Source organism: Panacibacter microcysteis, assembly GCF_015831355.1.
In the GTDB taxonomy this organism is placed as follows: Bacteria; Bacteroidota; Bacteroidia; order Chitinophagales; family Chitinophagaceae; genus Panacibacter; species Panacibacter microcysteis.
The window spans coordinates 1,492,588-1,511,004 of record NZ_JADWYR010000002.1 but is presented as its reverse complement, the minus strand read 5'-3'; the positions used below and the strand labels follow the sequence as shown (position 1 = coordinate 1,511,004).

Sequence of the window (18,417 nt, the reverse complement as noted above, 5' to 3'; positions counted from 1 at the left end):
TTGTACGACCCGCCGGAGTTTCCGGCGCGTAAAGCGTATTATAATTGAATTAAACTTTCAGGGTTAATAAGAAAAATATGTAATATTTCCTTGCTTTACAATTCAATTTCCGGAAGAAAAACCTGTTCAAAAATGAAAAGGATAATATTTACTGCGTTTCTTTTTCTCTGTATACAATCGTTGCGTGCCCAGCAGCCGTACTTTAATGAGTGGATTGACTACAATAAAACTTACTATAAATTTAAGATTGGGCCTTTCGGCACAGACCCGCTGAGCGGCTTTCCGCTTCGTTTTGGCGTTGTAAGAATTCCGCAGGCTGCCATTGCTGCGGCAGGTTTAGGAGATGTACGCGGTATCGATTTTGAACTATGGCGCGATGGGCAGGAAGTACCCATTTATGTATCGAACACTGAAACCCTTGGCGCAACAGATTATATAGAATTCTGGGGTTCTATACCAGACGGCAAGCCTGATGCATATTTATATAAAGATCCCAACTATCAGCTCGAAGATCATACAAGTCTCGAAACCGATAGTGCTTCTTACTTTCTTACCGTAAATACCGCAGGTGTAAACAGGCATTTTGAGCCCACCACTAACAATACAGCATCAAACACGCTGAAACCGGAAAGAAGCTTTAAGCATAATATCGTAAGGGTGTTCAGGGGATTTGTAAACTATGGTTTTGGGGTGTACGTTGAAGAGAAACTGTATTCCTCATCTTACGATATGGGCGAAGGACTGGGAAGCAGGGCCATTTACGACTATTCTCCCGCCAGTTTTAGTTTTTCTGACCTTTACGTAGATACATTGGGAGCGCCAATGACAGTGAAAGCTAGTATGGCTGGCGCCGCACCTAACGACAGGGAAGTTAAGTTGTCTCTGAACGGGGAACTGCTTACGCAATTCCCCATGGGATATTTCCAAACCAAAAGACTTGAATTAAATGATCTCTCACCGGTAAAAATAAAAAGCAATACCGCTACATTTTTAATCCAGAACATGGCAGGCGGCGGAGATGAGTTTCGTATTGGTGTATTGGAGTTCGCTTATCCGAGAATGTACAATTTCGGTGCTGCCACCAATTTTGAGTTTTATGTAGATCCTTCACCCGATGGGCGGTATATCAAAATTGCGAATTTCAACAAAGGCACTGCAAGCCCGGTGTTGTATGATTTTACAAACAACAAAAGATATATAGGCAATCCTGGTACGGGAGATACAATAGAATTTGCACTGGAAGCATCGGTTGACAAATATCATTTATTGCTTGTAAAAGGAGATGGGTCTACTGCAACTAATATTACAACGCTTGAGCAAAAGAGCTTTATTAATTTCAATGACGCCTCTAACCAGGGCGACTACCTGATTATAAGCAACCCGGCAATTTATGGCACCGGTGCAAATAATTATGTAGAACAATACCGGTCTTACCGGGCGTCTGATACCGGTGGTAAATACAATGCAAAGCTCATTGATATTCATGAACTGGAAGATCAGTTTGCGTATGGTATAAAAATGCACCCATTGTCGATCAAGAATTTCCTGCGTTTTGCCAGGGCAAGGTTTACGACAAAGCCGGCATATGCATTTCTGGTTGGTAAAGGCGTTACGTATGCCAACTACCGCCTGCAGGAAACAAACCCTCTTACGAATAAATTAAATCTTATTCCTGTTTTTGGCAGTCCCGGTTCAGATAACCTGCTGGCATCTGAAGATTACAGCCCTGTGCCTGCTACGCCAATCGGCAGGTTATCTGCAGTTACACCGGAAGAGGTAGGAAGTTATCTTGCCAAAGTAAAAGAATACGAACTGGCGCAGCGGGATACTGCCTCCGCCTCCATAGAATCGGGTTTATGGAAGAAAAAAGTGTTGCAACTGGCAGGTGCAAACGATCCGCTGATTGAAACAATAATTGACAGTTTCCAGGTAAGGTATTCGAAGATCATCAGCGGGCCTTCATTTGGTGGTAATGTTACAACCTTCAGCAAATCTACCAGTACGGGTACTGACTATGGCCAATCCGTATTAAAGTTTACAGAGGAATACAATAATGGTAGTGCGCTGGTAGAATATCTTGGTCACTCGTCATCAACAAGTATTGATTTTAGTCTTGATAATCCCGCTAATTATAACAATACCGGGAAATACCCGATGTTTATTGTAAATGGTTGCCTGGCTGGAAACATTTTTGAGTACGATGCCAACAGGTATTCATTACGGTCAACGTTGTCGGAAAAATTTATTCTCGAGCCCGGTAAAGGAGCGATCGGTTATTTGTCGTCTAGCAACTACGGCGTTTTAAATTATCTTGATGTCTTCACTGAAAAGTTCTACAATGCAATTACAGGCACGCAATACGGCAAAGGTTTTGGACATGTGGTTATAGATGGCCTGAACGAATCCTTAAACTACACCGGCTCAAACGACTTTTACGGGCTGATGCATGCCGAGCAACTCACATTGCATGGCGATCCTTCAATTAAGCTTAATTTCTCGGCAATGCCAGATTACGCGTTGGATAGTAGCGAAATGACTGTGGCCCCGGCGTATATGAATGTGACAATGGATTCATTTACTCTTAGCCTTAAGTTGCATAATCTTGGTAAAGCAACGGGTACACCGGTAAATTTGTCTATTAACAGAACCTACCCCAATGGTGTGACAGAAAGTATATTCAATGACGGTATTATTATTGACGGAACCAACGACATTACGCTCAGAATACCAATTGTAGGAAACAGGGATAAAGGCACAAATACCATCACGGCAATAATTGATGTAAACAGTGAAGTGGCCGAATTAAAAGAAAACAACAACACTGCTGCGGTAACGTTTAAAATTTCTGCCGCTGACCTGCTGCCTGTTTCTCCTTACAATTTCTCTATTGTTACACAAAACCAGGTCGATCTTATTGCAAGCACGGCCTATGCGTTTGATTCGGTTACGCAATATGTAATGGAGCTGGATACAACCTCTTTGTTTAACTCTCCGGTAAAAATTATCAGAACACAGATTGGCACGGGTGGCATTATCGAATTTAAAGGTGTGCCGGTATCACTTGATAATACAGTTTATTTCTGGCGTGTAGCAGAAGACAGTACTGATAAAAACTGGAATACTTTCTCCTTCATTTACAGAAGTGCGGGCAATGCAGGGTTTGAGCAGGCGCATTTTCTACAGCATACTGAATCTGCACTAAACAGAATTACTGCAGACTCTGCGGCACGTAAATTCAATTTTGGTTCTACGATCAACAATTTATTTATACTTCATTCTATTTATCCTACAAGTGGTAATGAGGATAACCACTTTAGCGTTGCACTAAACGGCAGAATCATAACGTGGAGTGCGTGTGTTGGAAGTTCAATCATATTTAACATTTTTGAGCCAAAAACATTCAAACCCATTCTTAACTCATCAAATCCTAATGGTGCAGCAAACCCTTGCGACACCATGAGAAGGTATAATTTTGAGTTCAGTACCAAAACTGCTGCTGCACGTAAAAATGCAATGGATTTCATGGATAACTACATTCAAAATGGCTATTATGTTGTAGCAAGGAAGATATACGACATGGGCAACAATGATTGGGCTCCCACAATTTGGGCTGCAGATACTATTCTTTATGGCAAGAACAATTCTCTCTATCACCGCTTGAAAACTCAGGGCATTAACGTTGACTCGTTTACATACCCAAGAACTTTTGTAGGTATATTCAAGAAAAACGATTCTGCTAATTATAAACCGGTAACAGTCTATTCCAAAGGTTTGTATGACAGGATCAGTTTATCACAGAACTTCAATACGACCGATACAATTGGTACCATCACTTCGCCAAAATTTGGTCCGGGTACTTCCTGGTATAAAGTAAAGTGGTCTGGTTACAGTGAAAACAGTAATAACACCACTTCGCTGGATGTAATAGCTTTTAATAAAGAAGGAAAAGACACAGTATTTTATAACATTCCTGTATCTCAGGCAGAGTTGGATGTAAGCGCCATTGATGCAGTAGCCTATCCGTATGTGCAGCTCCGCATGAATACGACCGATTCAATTACAGAAAGGCCATACCAGTTAACCGACTGGAGTATTGAAGCTGCCCCGATTCCGGAAGGTGCCATTGCAACTAACCTTGGTATTGAGATTCCTGAAAAGGTAACGTTCAATCATGCGGCACATCTGTATTTCGATACGCTGCAGGGCTATATTATTTTTAAGAATATCAGCGCAGCAGACATGCAGCCATTAAAGGTGAAAGTTATTCTTTACGACTCGTCGAACGTGGCAGCCGGGGTATTTGATCTGCCGTATACACGTGCATTGCCGGCAGGCGATACTGTACATATTCCGTTCCTTTTAAACATTACAGACCTGGCACAGGGCAAATACAATTTTTATATAGAAGTTAACCCTGATGAAGACCAGCCCGAACAATACCATTACAACAACTTCCTTTATAAGTATGTAGATGTTGTAAGAGATGTTATACTGGCGTCTCATAAATTCGATCTTTCTGCAAAACCTTCAGGTAAGTCAGTCGAACTGAAATGGACGGTAACCAATGAATTCAATGTAGCACATTACGACGTAGAATTTAGCGCGGATGGCAGAAGCTTCACATCCATCGGCCAGGTTGCCGCAAGCAGTATTAATGATGTCAATAAATATTATGGATTCATTCATGGCAGTCCTGTAAACGGCACAAATTATTATCGCATAAAAATGATCGATAAAGACGTGTCTTTTAAATACTCACCCATACGGGATGCTGCCATTAATGTTTCTGGAGTGCTTGTATACCCCAATCCGTTTAAGCATGCATTGAATGTAGTGATGCAAACAGCAACAGGCGCCGTAAAATTGCGTGTTATGGATTTGTCTGGCAGAGTCATTATGCAACAAACATTCACCGGCTCAGCAACAGTCAACAACCTTGAAAAGCTATCTTCCGGTGTATATATATTGCAGGTTATTGATGGTAAAAATGTAAGTTCATTCAGGCTCATAAAAGAGAAATAGTACTCAAAACAAACAGCATAACAGGCCCGGCTTTTGCCGGGCTTTTTTTATGTACCAGGCTGTAGTACAGGTATTAAGCTTTCGTTGCGTCGCACTCTTCAACTTAAGAATAGCTATTGGGCAGGGTTCGCAATAGCATAAAATTGATCCGCGGTAAATGCGTGCGGTTACTGCAGCAATGCCCGGTAACACTGGAAAATCATCAGCAGATTATTGCTTTTCGCCGGCACCGGTTTGTTTAATCAACCGCCGCATCTGCAGAAGTACCGCAACGAGTATAAGTGCAAAACCAATGTAGAAGTAATCGCTCAGGTATTTGTTTTCATGAAAAACAGCAAAGGCGAGTATAATACCATAAATAGGTTCCAGTGTTAACGTAAGATTGATGGTAAAGGCACTCAATTGTTTAAGCGCTCTTATGTACAACAGGAATGTAAGCACGGTGCAAAAAATTGCCAGTACAATCAACCATATCCAGTCAATACTTGTTGGATATTGAATGGAAGAATGAAGCAGTATATTATAAAACGGCATAAGCAGCGTAAGCCCGATAAAACCGCCGCTTAACTGGTAAAGCGTTATGGCCTGAGGTGTATAGCCGGATACAATTTTTTTGTTGAGTACAGAAACGATCACAGTAGCCAGTGATGAAAGTAAACCTACATAAATACCAACGGAGAACTGCAGGTTAGAAAAGTAAATGATCACAATACCTGCAAGCGCAAAGCTGCCCAATATTATTTCTGTTGGGTTTATGCGTTTTCTAAAAAAAAGCGGCTCAATAACAGCAGACAATAAGCCGGTAGTTGCAAGACATGTTAAGGCAATAGATACATTGCTGTATTTAATACTGCCATAGAAAAGCAACCAGTGCAGAGAGAGTATAGTGCCAATAGAAGCGATTTTTACAAAGTCTCTTAAACTTACTTTTTGAATTTGTCTGCTGAAGAAAAAGAGGATCCACAAAGCAAACGCAGCAATAAGCATGCGCCACCAAACCAGCCAGCCTTCATTAAGCGAAATAAGCCTGCCCAGAATGCCGGTAAAGCCCCAAAGAAAAACTGCAATGTGAAGACGGATAAGTGCGGGTTTCATGTTGCTGCAAAGAAATAGCAATTCAGGCGAATGCAACAAAATGTGTGCGGGGTATTATCTGGCGATCATTTATGTTTCAGGTTGCCTGCATCCACTCTCTTCTTGTAATTTTTAAACATACTGTTCCACTGTATCTTTAAAACGCCGAGTACGCCTTCTTTAAGAATGCCCTTACTCATTTTGCTTACACCAACTTTCCTGTCTACAAATACAATAGGCACTTCTTTTATTTTAAACCCGAGTTTCCATGCAGCAAATTTCATTTCTATCTGGAAAGCGTAGCCAACAAATCTTATTGCGTCAAGATTGATGGTTTCAAGCACCCTGCGCGTGTAACACATAAATCCTGCCGTTGGGTCTTTAACAGGCATCCAGGTAATCATTCTGGTGTAAAGCGAACCACCCCTGGAATAAAGGTGCCTGTCGAAAGGCCAGTTTTCAATTTTACCGCCGGGTACATACCGGCTGCCTATTGCAAGGTCTGCGCCGTCTTTTTTGCATGCATGATAAAGTCTTTCAAGATCTGCAGGGCTATGCGAAAAATCAGCATCCATCTCGAAGATGAAATTATATTGTTTGTTTACAGCCCAGCGAAATCCATGAATATAAGCGGTACCCAAACCTTGTTTGCCTTTTCTTTCTTCCAGGAATAACTGACCAGGATACGCTGAAAACAGCGCTTTTACAATGGATGCTGTACCATCAGGAGAATTATCGTCTATTACGAGTACGTGGTAACCCAGGTTCAAAGAAAATACGGCGTGCAAAATAGCAGCAATGTTTTCTTTTTCATTGTATGTGGGTATAATAACTAATTTTTCCAAAAAGGATGTTTGTTTGTTCCGAACGCCGAAAATACAATTTTATCAGGTTAACAGATAAGCTGACACTAAAGTTGCGGCCAAATACCTGCAGTTATCATTTCTTTAACAGCGTGCGGTTGAGTATTTCAGTAAGCTTTTGTTTGGTATTTATTGCAAAGTCACCCTTCATCATCCAGTCGTAATACTGCGGTTCTATTTTAAGTACGTCTACAACGGCTTTGCCTTTATGCTTACCAAAATTGAATGTTTCAATACCGTTTACTTTAATAAAACGGCGTGCAAAATCTACAATGTCATCTTCACCCGTAAACTTTACAATACTTTCAACGGTAGTGCCAATGTTTGGATAACGCTCTACCTGTGCCTCCAGTATTTCCCATGTTGCCTGTGCATCTACTTCTGCACTATGCGCACCGTCAAGGGTTTTATTACAATAGAATTTGTAAGCGGCACTTAATGTACGCTGTTCCATCTGGTGAAAGATTTTTTGCACATCTACCATTTTCCTGCCATCTGTGGAAAATTCCATGCCGGCACGTGAAAACTCTTCAATAAGCATCGGAACATCAAACCTGTTACTGTTATAGCCACCAAGGTCACAATTATCAATAAATTGTTTTATTTCATTGGCTATTTGCTTAAAGGTTGGTGCATCTTTTACCATCTCATCTGTAATACCATGTACATCACTTGAAGATTTGGGAATAGGCATTTGCGGGTTAATGAGTTTACGCTTTACAAGCCTGTTGCCATCGGGTGTTATTTTCACAATAGCGATTTCCACAATTTTATCCGCGCTTATGTTTATACCGGTTGTCTCTAAATCAATAAATGCAATCGGGCGCTGTAATTCAAGTTTCATCAGGTGACTTTTGTATTTGTTGGTACCGCCAAAGGTAAGGGGTACAAAATTTTAGCTGTAGATAATTTTTTGTGCCCGGCCGGCAGATCATTGCCTGTAAAATACTGGTAATGCCGGTTAAGGCATAAGTTTACACAGTATTTGAATAACTGTTTTTGTGCAGTGCTTTGTTTACACCAAACCACTTCGTTTAAAAATAAACAAGCTTATCAAAACACCATGAAGCATACACAAAGTGCAGGCATCTTGCTATATGTTACCAAACCGGTATTTAAAGTTATGCTTGTACACCCGGGAGGACCATTCTGGAAAAACAAAGATGCTGCATCATGGTCTTTGCCAAAAGGAGAATTCTCGGAGAATGAAGAACCTCTGGCGGCAGCCCTGAGAGAACTGAAAGAAGAAACAGGAATTGCTGTAAACGCAAAAAACGTTATAGCGTTAACACCTGTAAAGCAAAAATCCGGTAAAATTATTCATGCATGGGCGCTTGCGCACGATGCTGAAGTAACAACCATTCAAAGCAATTTTTTTGAAATGGAATGGCCACCAAAATCAGGCAAAATGCAATCTTTTCCTGAAGTGGATAAGGTAGCCTGGTTTACCGTTGAACAGGCAAAAGAAAAAATAATACCCGCCCAGTTTGCGCTTGTTACAGAATTACAGCAGCAGCTTTCCGCCACTTAAGCCTGGCAAAGTTTTAGTTTGCAGCACATTCGCATGGCAGCTTCGTTTGCTGCATCATGTCCTGCAGTACAAGAGTGCGACGCAACAGGCGATGCCATAAGGTATGGAAGCTGGCTACACAAAAAAACTCCTTCCTGTTACAGAAGGAGTTTGGTATAAACAAATAATGGTATTGTTATGGGAAAATACCCAGCTCTGCGTAAGCTGTGCCCACCTTATCGATTGCCACAACGTAAGCGGCGGTACGCATGTCTGGTATAGAAGGATTAGCTTTCCAGCAATTCATGATCTCGTGTGTAGCTTCAATCATGGTTTCTTCGAGACCGCTGTGTACAAGGTCAACTTCACTTGGCCCGTGTTCAATAAACTGGCGTTGTTTGTCTGATACAGATTTGCCGGTCATATTTTCAATTGTGCCAAGTATATGTTTGTTCATATTTTCGGTAAAGCGTTTTTCCATGCGGCCGTAACGCACGTGGCTAAGGTTTTTCAGCCACTCAAAGTACGATACCGTAACACCGCCTGCATTCAGGTACATATCGGGAATTACCAGTGTACCTTTTTTAATTAGAATGTCGTCTGCTTCAGGTGTAAGTGGTCCGTTGGCTGCCTCACCAATTATTTTTGCTTTTATTTTATCTGCGTTGTCTTTATTGATAACGTTTTCCAATGCAGCAGGAATCAGGATGTCGCATTCGAGTTCGAGCGCATCGCTGCTTTTTATGATGTTTGTGGCGCCGGGGAAATTCAGGATAGAGCCGGTCTTTCTCCTGTGCTGGAAAACCTCATCTTCATGCAAACCGTTTTCGTTGAATATAGCTCCTTCGTACTCTGCAATTGCAATTACCTTAGAGCCATGTTCGCGGAAAAATTTAGCTGAGTGATAACCTACGTTACCAAGGCCCTGTACCACTACGCGTTTATCTTCCACGCCTGTTGGTAAGCCAAGGCGGGCCATCACGTCGGGCATGTTACAAACTTCGCGCACACCAAAGAATACACCGAGACCGGTTGCTTCTTTACGGCCACGTACACCACCTTGTGTTACCGGTTTGCCGGTCACGCAGGCCAGCCCGTCTATTTCGCCGGGTTTCATGCTTTCGTAGGTATCCACAATCCACGCCATTTCTCTTTCGCCGGTTCCGTAATCTGGTGCCGGAACATCTGTGCCGGGCCCTATAAAGTTTTTGCGGATCAGTTCTGCGGTATAACGACGGGTAATTTTTTGTAATTCAAATTCGCTGTATTTGCGCGGGTTAATTTTTATACCGCCTTTACCGCCACCAAAAGGCACGTTAACAATGGCGCATTTATAAGTCATAAGCGATGCAAGCGCCATCACTTCATCCTGGTTAACTTCGTCGCTAAAACGAATACCGCCCTTACAAGGCGTTTTGTGCTGGCTGTGTTGCACGCGGTATGCTTCAATTACTTCAATAGATCCGTCATCTCTTTTAATAGGGAAACGCATCTGGTACACTGCATTACATGCTTTTATCTGTTCCAGCAAACCCTTTTCCCACTTGGTAAATTTTGCCGCTTTGTCGAAACTTTTTACTACGCTTTCGAAGAAGCTATACTGTTGATCTGACATATAGAATTGTTTAGATTATTTGAATCAATATGGCTAATTAACATTCGTTTTTAATCGTTACAAAAAATTTTTAGGTGATCTTCCGGTTCATTATTCAGCACCTGTTGTGTCACTCACTTGTACGTTCTTATCACTATTCAGCAAGCGGGTGTAACATCGTCAGTTTTACCTGGCACGCAGCGGGTGCAGCCAGCAGCATTTATGCTTTGTCTTCCAGTTTACTGATCTTCCTGTCGAGATTAATGAGGTAAATATAAATACCCAAAACAATTACAACCACACATGCAACCACTACATATATTTTCCCGTTGCTGCGCATAAAATCGGTAGGCTCTTCCGTGGTTTTATCCATGCTTTGCGCCCATACTGCCAGTTGCATTATGGAAAAAACAATCAAAAAAACGATTCTTTTTAGCTTATCCATGCGACAGTTTCTTTTCGGTTAATATTGTTAAACGTACACGTAATGTAGTGATCCAGACAGATAATAACACCCAGCCCAGTACAGCTACCCACATGGTTGCAGACATTGCAGCGGTTGTATCGTTGGGGTTTAGACCGGGATTGCCTTCACTGCCCTGGCCGCCCGGGTGCAGCGATTCTGTAAGGCGTGGCAATAACCATATCATCGGGAAAAGCATGGCGTATGCAAAGATGTTGTACACAGCGCTTATACGCGAACGTTTGTCTATATCATTCATGGAACCACGCAATACAAAGTAAGCAAGGTAAATAAGCATGGCAATGGCAGCACCATTTTGTTTGGGATCTCCGCTCCATGGCTCTCCCCATTGGTAATTAGCCCATATTGCGCCGGTAATTAAACCGAGAATGCCAAATACCACGCCCGTTCTTGCATACTCCAGTGCATAAAAATCATGTTTGGGATTTTGAGAGCGAAGGTATTTGATAGCATATACTACCGAAACGGTAAACAATGTTTGCATGCAGAACCACATAGGCACGTGAAAGAACAGGTTGCGAACGGTTTGCTGCATTCTGCCATCCAGTACGGGAATCTCCACAAGAAACCCCATGATGCAGGTGTACATCAGTAAAACAAAGGATAGTATCTTCCACCAGCTCTGACGAATCATACAAAGTTTTTACAAAAATTACAGGAGAGTAACGGCAAGCCTGCTTTAATTCTGCGGGGCAAATTTAGGGGAAAAAAATAATGCCCCTTTCGTTAAAGATGTTTTTATTAAAACGTTTGTAAATGCCAGTCTCCTTATTAAAATCAAAACTGCCGCGGCAATGTTTAATCTTTCCAGAGAAAAGGAAAAAGTATAACCGCTAATATAATTATCAGTACATCGAGTGCTATAAGTAACATAACCATTTGCCACAAACCGGCCTGTAATACCGGGGCAAACGCGGCCCGGGCAACTTTACCCAACAATAAAAGCTGTGGAATAATGATGGGAAAACCCATGATAGCCATTAATGCGGCCTGCTGCTGCGCCTTTGCTGCAATGGCCGCAAGAAACGTAAAAATGAGACTGAAGCCAATGCCACCTAATAAACTTATACCTGCAAATGCCCAGAAATGCAGCAGCGGGTTATCGAGCCAGAGTATAAAAATGAGCAGGCTCAGGAAACTCATCAGCATCATGAGCAGTGCATTGAAAGCAAGTTTGGCAATGATAAAGTCTCTTGCGCCGGCAATGGAATAGTAATACAACATCCGGCCCTTGCTGTCCTGCAAAAAACTTTTGGCCACTGCATTTACGCATACAAACAGTTGCACCACCCAGAACATCGCATTCCATACATCATCTTCAGGTTTGCCCAATGTGAGGTAAATAACGAATATTGTAGACGCCACATATAGTAACACACCGTAAAAAGTATATTGCTGCCTTACCTCGAGGAGCAAATCTTTTTTGATGAGTGTAGTTATCTTTTGCATGGTTGTTTAAAATATGAACTGTGGCTTATGAATAAAGCTTGCCCTGTGTAGCTTGCGTAGTTGCAACCCGAAGCTGCCGCATAATGATCTTCAGTACAAGAGTGCGACGCAACAGGCGATGCCATAAAATACCGCAGCTCGGCTACTAAAAAAATTTTATGTCTTTTCATTATAGCATTTTCTGCAACGCGGTTCGTACGAGTCTTTTTCTCCCAGTAAAAGCTGGCCTTTATCTGCCGTTTTGCGGTAAGAGTTGGTGGCTATATTTCCGCACTTTACACATATGGCGTGCAGCTTGGTGATGTAGTCTGCAATGGCGAGCAGGTGGGGCATGGGCCCGAAGGGCTTGCCAAGAAAATCCATGTCGAGCCCCGCAACAATAACCCGCGTACCTTTCAGCGCCAGCGTTTCGCAAACCTGTATCAGTTGCGGGTCGAAGAATTGCGCTTCGTCAATACCAACCACATCAACCCCGCTTGCCATAAGCAGTATTGTTTGCGAATTATCGACCGGCGTGGAAAGAATTGCATTTGCATCGTGACTTACTACCTGCTCCTCGGCATAACGCGTGTCTACAGATGGTTTAAAGATCTCCGTTTTCAGATTGGCGATCTTGGCTCTTTTCAGCCGCCTGATCAGCTCTTCTGTTTTACCGCTAAACATAGAGCCGCAGATAACTTCTATCCATCCTCTTTTATCCCCACCTATATGCGGTTCTATAAACATTATGCAAAACCTGTTTCGTTTAATGAAAAGCTTAGTACTTTTAATATGTCAACACAAGTACAAAGGTGGCATAGCAATTGCGGATGCGCACCTATTAATCGTCAAATGTATAATATAACATGCAAAGAGTTGATACTCTTATAAAAAGATTGGTTGAGTTGCAGGAAAGCCATGCAGGTAATGCTTCATTGCTGCTAACTGCGCAAATGCTTGTGCAGGAGTTACAGGAAAATGCAAAAACAGTAAACAGCAAATCTGTAGCGGTTATACACCCGGCCATACAAAATGTACCTTACGAAAATATAACCGTGTTGCAACCCGTTGCTGAAAAAGCAGTGGTGAAAGAGACTCCTGCCATAACGGTTCAGCAACCTATGGTTGAAAAAGTTGCGGAAGTTGTTGAAGTACCGGAAGTGCAGGAGAAAACATATATGCCTTTGCCAAAGATTGAAGAGATACCCACTTTCGCATACCAGGTAAAGGAAACGCCTGTGTTTGCAGGAAAGGAGCACGCGGTATCAGAACAAACATTGAATGACCGGCTGAAAACAGAAAAAAGAGAACTTGGCAATTTGTTGAAAGAGACACCCATTAAAGATCTTAAGAAAGCAATTGGCATCAACGATCGCTTTGTTTTTATAGAAGAACTTTTTCGTGGTGATGAGATCATGTATGAACGCAGCATAAAAACCATCAACAATTTTACCATCTTCCCCGAGGCCGAGTATTGGATTCAAAGAGAGCTGAAGACAAAGATCGGGTGGGATGAAGAGAGCCCTACCGTAAAACATTTTGATCAACTGGTAAGAAGACGTTTCTCATAAATATATTGCATAACGCCGGCAGTAGCCCCTTTTTTAGACCTTACGTAATTGCCTGCTGCGGCAGCGCAGTATTCGTACAGGTCAGTATCATCAAACAGTTCATCTAACATTTCTTCCAGTTCCAGCGCGTTTGCCACCGCAAATGCGCCTTCGTTATTGATGAGCTCTGTTGCTTCAAAATATTTATCATACACAGGGCCAAATACAACAGGTTTATTGTAAACAGCTGCTTCCAGCACATTGTGAATACCATCGCCCCCAAAACCGCCGCCTACGTAACATACAGTGGCATATTTATACAGGTATTTAAGCATGCCTATATTGTCTATAATAAGGGTATTGGCGTTAACGCCGGCAGTTATGTCGTGCGCATAAACTGAATATCTTACACTCTGCTGGTACAAGGCTTCACATTCTTTTAAACGCTCCTCTCCAATATTATGTGGTGCAACTATAAAGCGGTGGTCCGGGTGAGTATTTGCATAATGATCAAGTGCCTCGTCATCATCCGTCCATGTACTGCCTGCCACTACCGTTTTTTTTCCTGCGCAGAATGTTTGTATAACCGGCATTGCTTTAAAATCTTCTGCAATTTCCAATACACGGTCGAAGCGCGTATCGCCGCTTACTGATGCATTGCTGATATGTATGGATTGCAGCAATGCAAGCGCTGCATCTGTCTGAACAAAAAGATAGGTAAAGCATTGCAACATGCCCCGGTGAAAATCTCCATACCATTTAAAAAATGGCTGGCTTTTACGAAATATGCCCGATACAAGTACCAACGGAATATTACGAACTTTTGCTTCGTAGAGGTAGTAAAACCAAAATTCATATTTTACGAATACCACTAAAGATGGCTGCACAATATCAAAGAATTGTTTTGCATTGGCGCGGCTGTCCATCGGCATGTAAAACACGTGGTCTGTATACCTGTTGTTTTTTTCATGCTCGTAGCCGGACGGGGAGAAGAAGGTAAGAACGATGGCATATGTGCTGTAGCGCTGTTTAAGTTCCTCAATAAGCGGCAAACCCTGTTCAAACTCTCCGAGTGAAGAGCAGTGCACCCAGATTTTTTTACGCTTGTCGGCAGAAAGTTTTGCTGAAATCAATTCAAAAATATCTTTCCTGCCTTCTACCCACAGTTTTGCTTTGCGGTTAAATATGCCCAGCAACTTTGCCGCAACAGGGTACAATTGTATAAAAAGTAAATATGCAAGTTTGCCCATAAATCTTTTGCAAAGAACGTGATAAAGCGGCAGGCGTAAAGATTATTTTGTACCCAACTGTGGAATAAAAATGAGGCTTTTGTTGCGTCGCACACTTGTACTGCAGTACAACAGGCAACAGCTTAGCGTGCATCTTCAAAAGAAATACTGATTTTCTGCAACAAATAATTCAGACATTAGGATTTTATATTATTCCAAAGCATTTATTAAGGTGTGTTTTTCAAACAGATCATGTAGTTTTGAATTGAAAGACTAATATCCAATATCTAATCTCCGAAAAACCATGCTTATGCAATTCGATTTTCATTCCATTTTATGGCCAGTTGTAAACATTGTGCTGCTTGTTATTATTCTGTATGTGGTTGTTAAGTTTTCTGAGAAGGGAGCGATGTAGGTGTTTAAACATTACATGCTACGGTTTAGGGGAACAACTAATTCTTTATCTATTTATGTTTTTAAGCTTAAGATTACATGTAGGCTGCTGTTGGCATACGAAAAAAAAACCTGATTCAGGCATTAGATGCTCTTTGTAAACCTTGGGGATTTAAACGAAAGGCAAGCAAGTGGTACTTAGAATGTAATGATATTTTTAAAGTAATAGTACGGCAAAAGTCTAGTTGAAGTATGCGTATTATATCAATTTCGGTTATTACATAAAAGATTTGATCAGTTCATATCCGAATCCGCACATTTATCTGGGACTATCTTCATCATATAATAAAGAGAGTGCTTCCATAACTGGACTTTTAGACTTGGAAAATAATAATACTGAAGATACACGAGAAAGCCAATTTGAAGTTTTTGTTGATAAATATGTATTAATGAATTGTCTAAAATAAATTCGTAAAATGACTTACATATATCTCTAAAAAATAGATTACATCTAAATGATGTTGTCTTTGTTGTCCGGAGTAGGTATGGGTGGTAAAAAGGAAGATTAATGGTGCCAACAAATATCAGGTAAATTGTACGTAAAGTATTAAACAAATCCTTGCCAGTAAGGAACACTTTGCAGAAATTATTTTTTGCCGAAGAGAAAAAAAGGCTATTCCAGGTTAAACATTTTTTCATAGGATTTACATAGAGCTGTAATATGATATAATTATGCATTTAGAACATTTATCAGAACTCTATTACAATAAATATTTGAAGAAAATAGCGGTTGATTTAATGGATATTGAAGAATACAGTTGTAGTGAGCCGGAAGATAAAGAAAGGATTTTGTCGCTATATAAATTAAGAAACGAAGTATACAAAGAAAGAAAAGGAAGAGATAATAAGCGATTTAAAACTTTTATAGAAGAAATGGAATCATATAAGGGTTCAAGAATTGTAATGCACTTTTATAAGATTAATGAAAACGTTCATATGGTGTTGACCGACGATACTTTTACGAAAGTCATTTGTGAACTATAACTATGCTATTGCAGAAGAGAATTAGAAAAGCATCTTAGATTCTTAAAAAAACGGTTTAAGTAGTATTCTAAAAAGCGCAAAACTCAAACGTGCTTTATTTAAACTGTAAGCTCAAATCGAAGAACTTGTTTACAAGTTTATAACAATAAAGTAATAAACCTAAAAATGTTGCCATTATCAATATTAATAACACGAAACACTTTTGAAATTTACCCTATTACTATTCTATTTATAAATTTACATTAGCATTTGTCCGTAAACTTATTTTGCATAATGTTTCAAAAAAGTGTTAGTGTTATCAAATCTTTGTTGGTTGAACAGCCCCTTACAATACTCTTTTTGTTGTGGTTATTCATGCAGACATTTATTTATAGCATTTTTGGTATTGTAACCACCGGTGAAGCACCCCAATACGGCCAGCAGGCAGATTACTTTCTTAAAAGATGACAAATTTTGTCTTTGACGTCAAAACCATTTACGCTTATCAAAATGGTTTTGATATTGTCGCATTATCTTTCTCTATCGCTTTAGAAATGTACTTGATTGATTCAAATGAATCAATCAAGTAGGCGCTAACTTCACCATAATCAACAGCGTCTTTTATAAAGCCATTTTTAGATAAAACTTTAACTGTATTTAGGAAATTTACAGACCTTATTGTGTATCTATTATTTACAACAAACCATCCTGGCTGAAAATTTTCTTCATCCAGCTTTTCATAGTATTGAGGAAACACTTTGAAGGGTTTGTTGTCTAAATTGAATGAATGCACAATGTCATTAAATCCATGTAATAATTTCCAGTATTGCATGTTATCGTGTTCCGGAAAATAAAAATATTGCCCGTCGATCTTTTTTGAAAGTTGCTGCATGTCTTTATACCATGTGCCGTTTTTATAAAACAAATGATAGGGCATGTATATCAACAAAACGGTAGCAAAAGCCAGGTATTTTGCTTTGTGAAAAAATTTTTTATGAAGTAACAATCGCTGAACAAAAAAGAAAAAAAATAAAAGCCCATACATCATCCAGTACCACTTCTCTCCGGAAATATTGATACCGCATATAAATAGTAGAGCAGAAGCTATAACCAGCATCCAGGAACTTTCCTCATTGCTCCAGTATCTTTCAATGAAAAATGTTGACGCCGCTACGCCAAATGGCAACAAAAAAAGAAAATGTCGTACTTCAAAACAAAGTGGTTGATAGCCTTTTAATGAAAAAGGAAAATAGACTGCAATAAATGAGAGTAAAATCAAGTATCTAATATTTTGTTCTCGCCAAACTGGAAGCCGCCTGGCAGAAAATAAATTTAATAAAACAAGTAATAATGGTAGAATTACCGGGTAAAAACTTCTAAGAATAAGCTCTTGCCAAATTCCATAAGTAAGGCGCTTAACTAATGCGCTAAGTGGTTGATAGTTATAATTACAGGGATTAGCATAGTCTGCATTTTCAATTTGCTTTACCCTGAAAAAAAGTTATTGGTATAATGATAGTAAAGCAGCCCTGATATAAAGACCAACAAAATAAATGAGGCTGTAATAATGAAAGCTGGTTTCAAACCGTAGTCTTTTCTTTCTAAAACTGCTATCAACAAAATAAATGGCAGGTAAACCAAAGCGTTTTCTTTAAAAAACAATGCCATGAAAATGATTAGGCCGATCAAAAAAAAGGGTATTATTTTACCGGATTCACGGGATTTATCCAGCGTTTTTTTCCATAATAGAATAACAAGTAAGCCTGCAAGCATTACATACACATCGGGCATTATTGTAAGATCAGAAGCGGGAAGTACGGGGTTAAAGTAAAAAAGTGCTGCTGCACAGATAACCCTGTTATTCGACGATTTTGAAATCAATTTAAAAACAGTTAGGTATGCGCAAAGAATTGTGGCGAGCATTGTACCCAACTGGCTTGTTATAATATTAACACCGCCAATATAATAAATGAGTGCCTGATAGCTTATGAGCAGTATGCGCCCGGAAAATATGTCATTTTCATTGAACGGGTTATACCGACCCTTTAATAATTCAGACGCAAGCATAGCATAGTGTAAATCGTCCGTACCGTTAAAACCACGGAATGTAATCCAGCTAAAAAATATGTAGGTGAGGGTAATACATACAAAAATCCAGTAGGGCTTATTTTTTTCCGTTACAGCTTTCAACGAAATAGTTTAATGCAATATAAACGAATCTCGTTTGCAAAAAACCTGAATGCGTGG

General features: G+C 40.3%; 15 protein-coding genes. 4 read left to right on the top strand and 11 right to left on the bottom strand.

Translation table 11 applies throughout. From position 1 onward, the window contains the following. The first annotated feature begins 132 nt into the window (after positions 1-132). Complete coding sequence (porU2, locus tag I5907_RS18195) at positions 133-5,022, top strand: putative type IX secretion system sortase PorU2 (RefSeq protein WP_196992220.1); 4,890 nt, start codon at positions 133-135, stop codon at positions 5,020-5,022. Positions 5,023-5,232: 210 nt separating this feature from the next. Here porU2 and I5907_RS18190 read toward each other — a convergent pair whose 3' ends face one another. The 3 genes from I5907_RS18190 to I5907_RS18180 form a co-directional block, all read right to left on the bottom strand. After that, positions 5,233-6,117, bottom strand: a complete 885-nt coding sequence (locus I5907_RS18190; RefSeq protein ID WP_196992219.1) for a DMT family transporter — start codon at positions 6,115-6,117, stop codon at positions 5,233-5,235. Positions 6,118-6,182: 65 nt separating this feature from the next. Then, positions 6,183-6,941 (bottom strand): polyprenol monophosphomannose synthase, encoded by a 759-nt coding sequence (locus I5907_RS18185; protein WP_196992218.1) that lies wholly within the window; start codon positions 6,939-6,941, stop codon positions 6,183-6,185. Positions 6,942-7,035: 94 nt separating this feature from the next. Further along, positions 7,036-7,803 (bottom strand): exonuclease domain-containing protein, encoded by a 768-nt coding sequence (locus I5907_RS18180; RefSeq protein ID WP_196992217.1) that lies wholly within the window; start codon positions 7,801-7,803, stop codon positions 7,036-7,038. 219 nt (positions 7,804-8,022) lie between these two features. Between I5907_RS18180 and I5907_RS18175 the strand changes: the two genes are divergently transcribed. Then, positions 8,023-8,490 (top strand): NUDIX hydrolase, encoded by a 468-nt coding sequence (locus tag I5907_RS18175; protein ID WP_196992216.1) that lies wholly within the window; start codon positions 8,023-8,025, stop codon positions 8,488-8,490. Between the two features lie 175 nt (positions 8,491-8,665). Here the strand turns inward: I5907_RS18175 and I5907_RS18170 are convergent, their stop codons facing one another. The 5 genes from I5907_RS18170 to I5907_RS18150 all read right to left on the bottom strand — a co-directional run bounded on the left by I5907_RS18170 (position 8,666) and on the right by I5907_RS18150 (position 12,722). Further along, on the bottom strand, positions 8,666-10,084 hold the full coding sequence (locus tag I5907_RS18170) for a Glu/Leu/Phe/Val family dehydrogenase (protein ID WP_196992215.1): 1,419 nt from the start codon (positions 10,082-10,084) through the stop codon (positions 8,666-8,668). Between the two features lie 199 nt (positions 10,085-10,283). Beyond that, on the bottom strand, positions 10,284-10,508 hold the full coding sequence (locus I5907_RS18165) for a CcmD family protein (protein ID WP_196992214.1): 225 nt from the start codon (positions 10,506-10,508) through the stop codon (positions 10,284-10,286). Then, complete coding sequence (ccsA, locus tag I5907_RS18160) at positions 10,501-11,181, bottom strand: cytochrome c biogenesis protein CcsA (protein ID WP_231402159.1); 681 nt, start codon at positions 11,179-11,181, stop codon at positions 10,501-10,503. The genes I5907_RS18165 and ccsA overlap by 8 nt, the downstream gene beginning before the upstream one ends. Before the next feature lie 164 nt (positions 11,182-11,345). Then, positions 11,346-11,996 carry a heme exporter protein CcmB gene (locus tag I5907_RS18155; RefSeq protein ID WP_196992213.1) on the bottom strand — a complete coding sequence of 217 codons (651 nt, stop codon included), beginning with the start codon at positions 11,994-11,996 and terminating at the stop codon, positions 11,346-11,348. 156 nt (positions 11,997-12,152) lie between these two features. Then, on the bottom strand, positions 12,153-12,722 hold the full coding sequence (locus I5907_RS18150) for a thymidine kinase (protein ID WP_196992212.1): 570 nt from the start codon (positions 12,720-12,722) through the stop codon (positions 12,153-12,155). A 119-nt stretch (positions 12,723-12,841) separates the two neighbouring features. Here I5907_RS18150 and I5907_RS18145 point away from each other — a divergent pair, with 119 nt between their 5' ends. Continuing rightward, positions 12,842-13,546, top strand: coding sequence for a hypothetical protein (locus I5907_RS18145; RefSeq protein WP_196992211.1), 705 nt, complete (start codon positions 12,842-12,844; stop codon positions 13,544-13,546). Here the strand turns inward: I5907_RS18145 and I5907_RS18140 are convergent. Continuing rightward, positions 13,519-14,775: a 3-deoxy-D-manno-octulosonic acid transferase gene (locus I5907_RS18140; RefSeq protein WP_196992210.1), complete on the bottom strand. Its 1,257-nt coding sequence runs from the start codon at positions 14,773-14,775 to the stop codon at positions 13,519-13,521. The two genes, I5907_RS18145 and I5907_RS18140, sit on opposite strands and share 28 nt — an antisense overlap. A gap of 1,104 nt (positions 14,776-15,879) precedes the next feature. On the opposite strand from I5907_RS18140, the gene I5907_RS18135 reads away from it, so the two are divergent. After that, complete coding sequence (locus I5907_RS18135; RefSeq protein ID WP_196992209.1) at positions 15,880-16,191, top strand: hypothetical protein; 312 nt, start codon at positions 15,880-15,882, stop codon at positions 16,189-16,191. A gap of 484 nt (positions 16,192-16,675) precedes the next feature. On the opposite strand, the gene I5907_RS18130 is transcribed toward I5907_RS18135, so the two are convergent. Both I5907_RS18130 and I5907_RS18125 read right to left on the bottom strand, forming a co-directional pair. After that, complete coding sequence (locus tag I5907_RS18130; protein WP_196992208.1) at positions 16,676-17,449, bottom strand: hypothetical protein; 774 nt, start codon at positions 17,447-17,449, stop codon at positions 16,676-16,678. Positions 17,450-17,655: 206 nt separating this feature from the next. After that, complete coding sequence (locus I5907_RS18125; protein WP_196992207.1) at positions 17,656-18,360, bottom strand: phospholipid carrier-dependent glycosyltransferase; 705 nt, start codon at positions 18,358-18,360, stop codon at positions 17,656-17,658. Between the last annotated feature and the right edge of the window lie 57 nt (positions 18,361-18,417).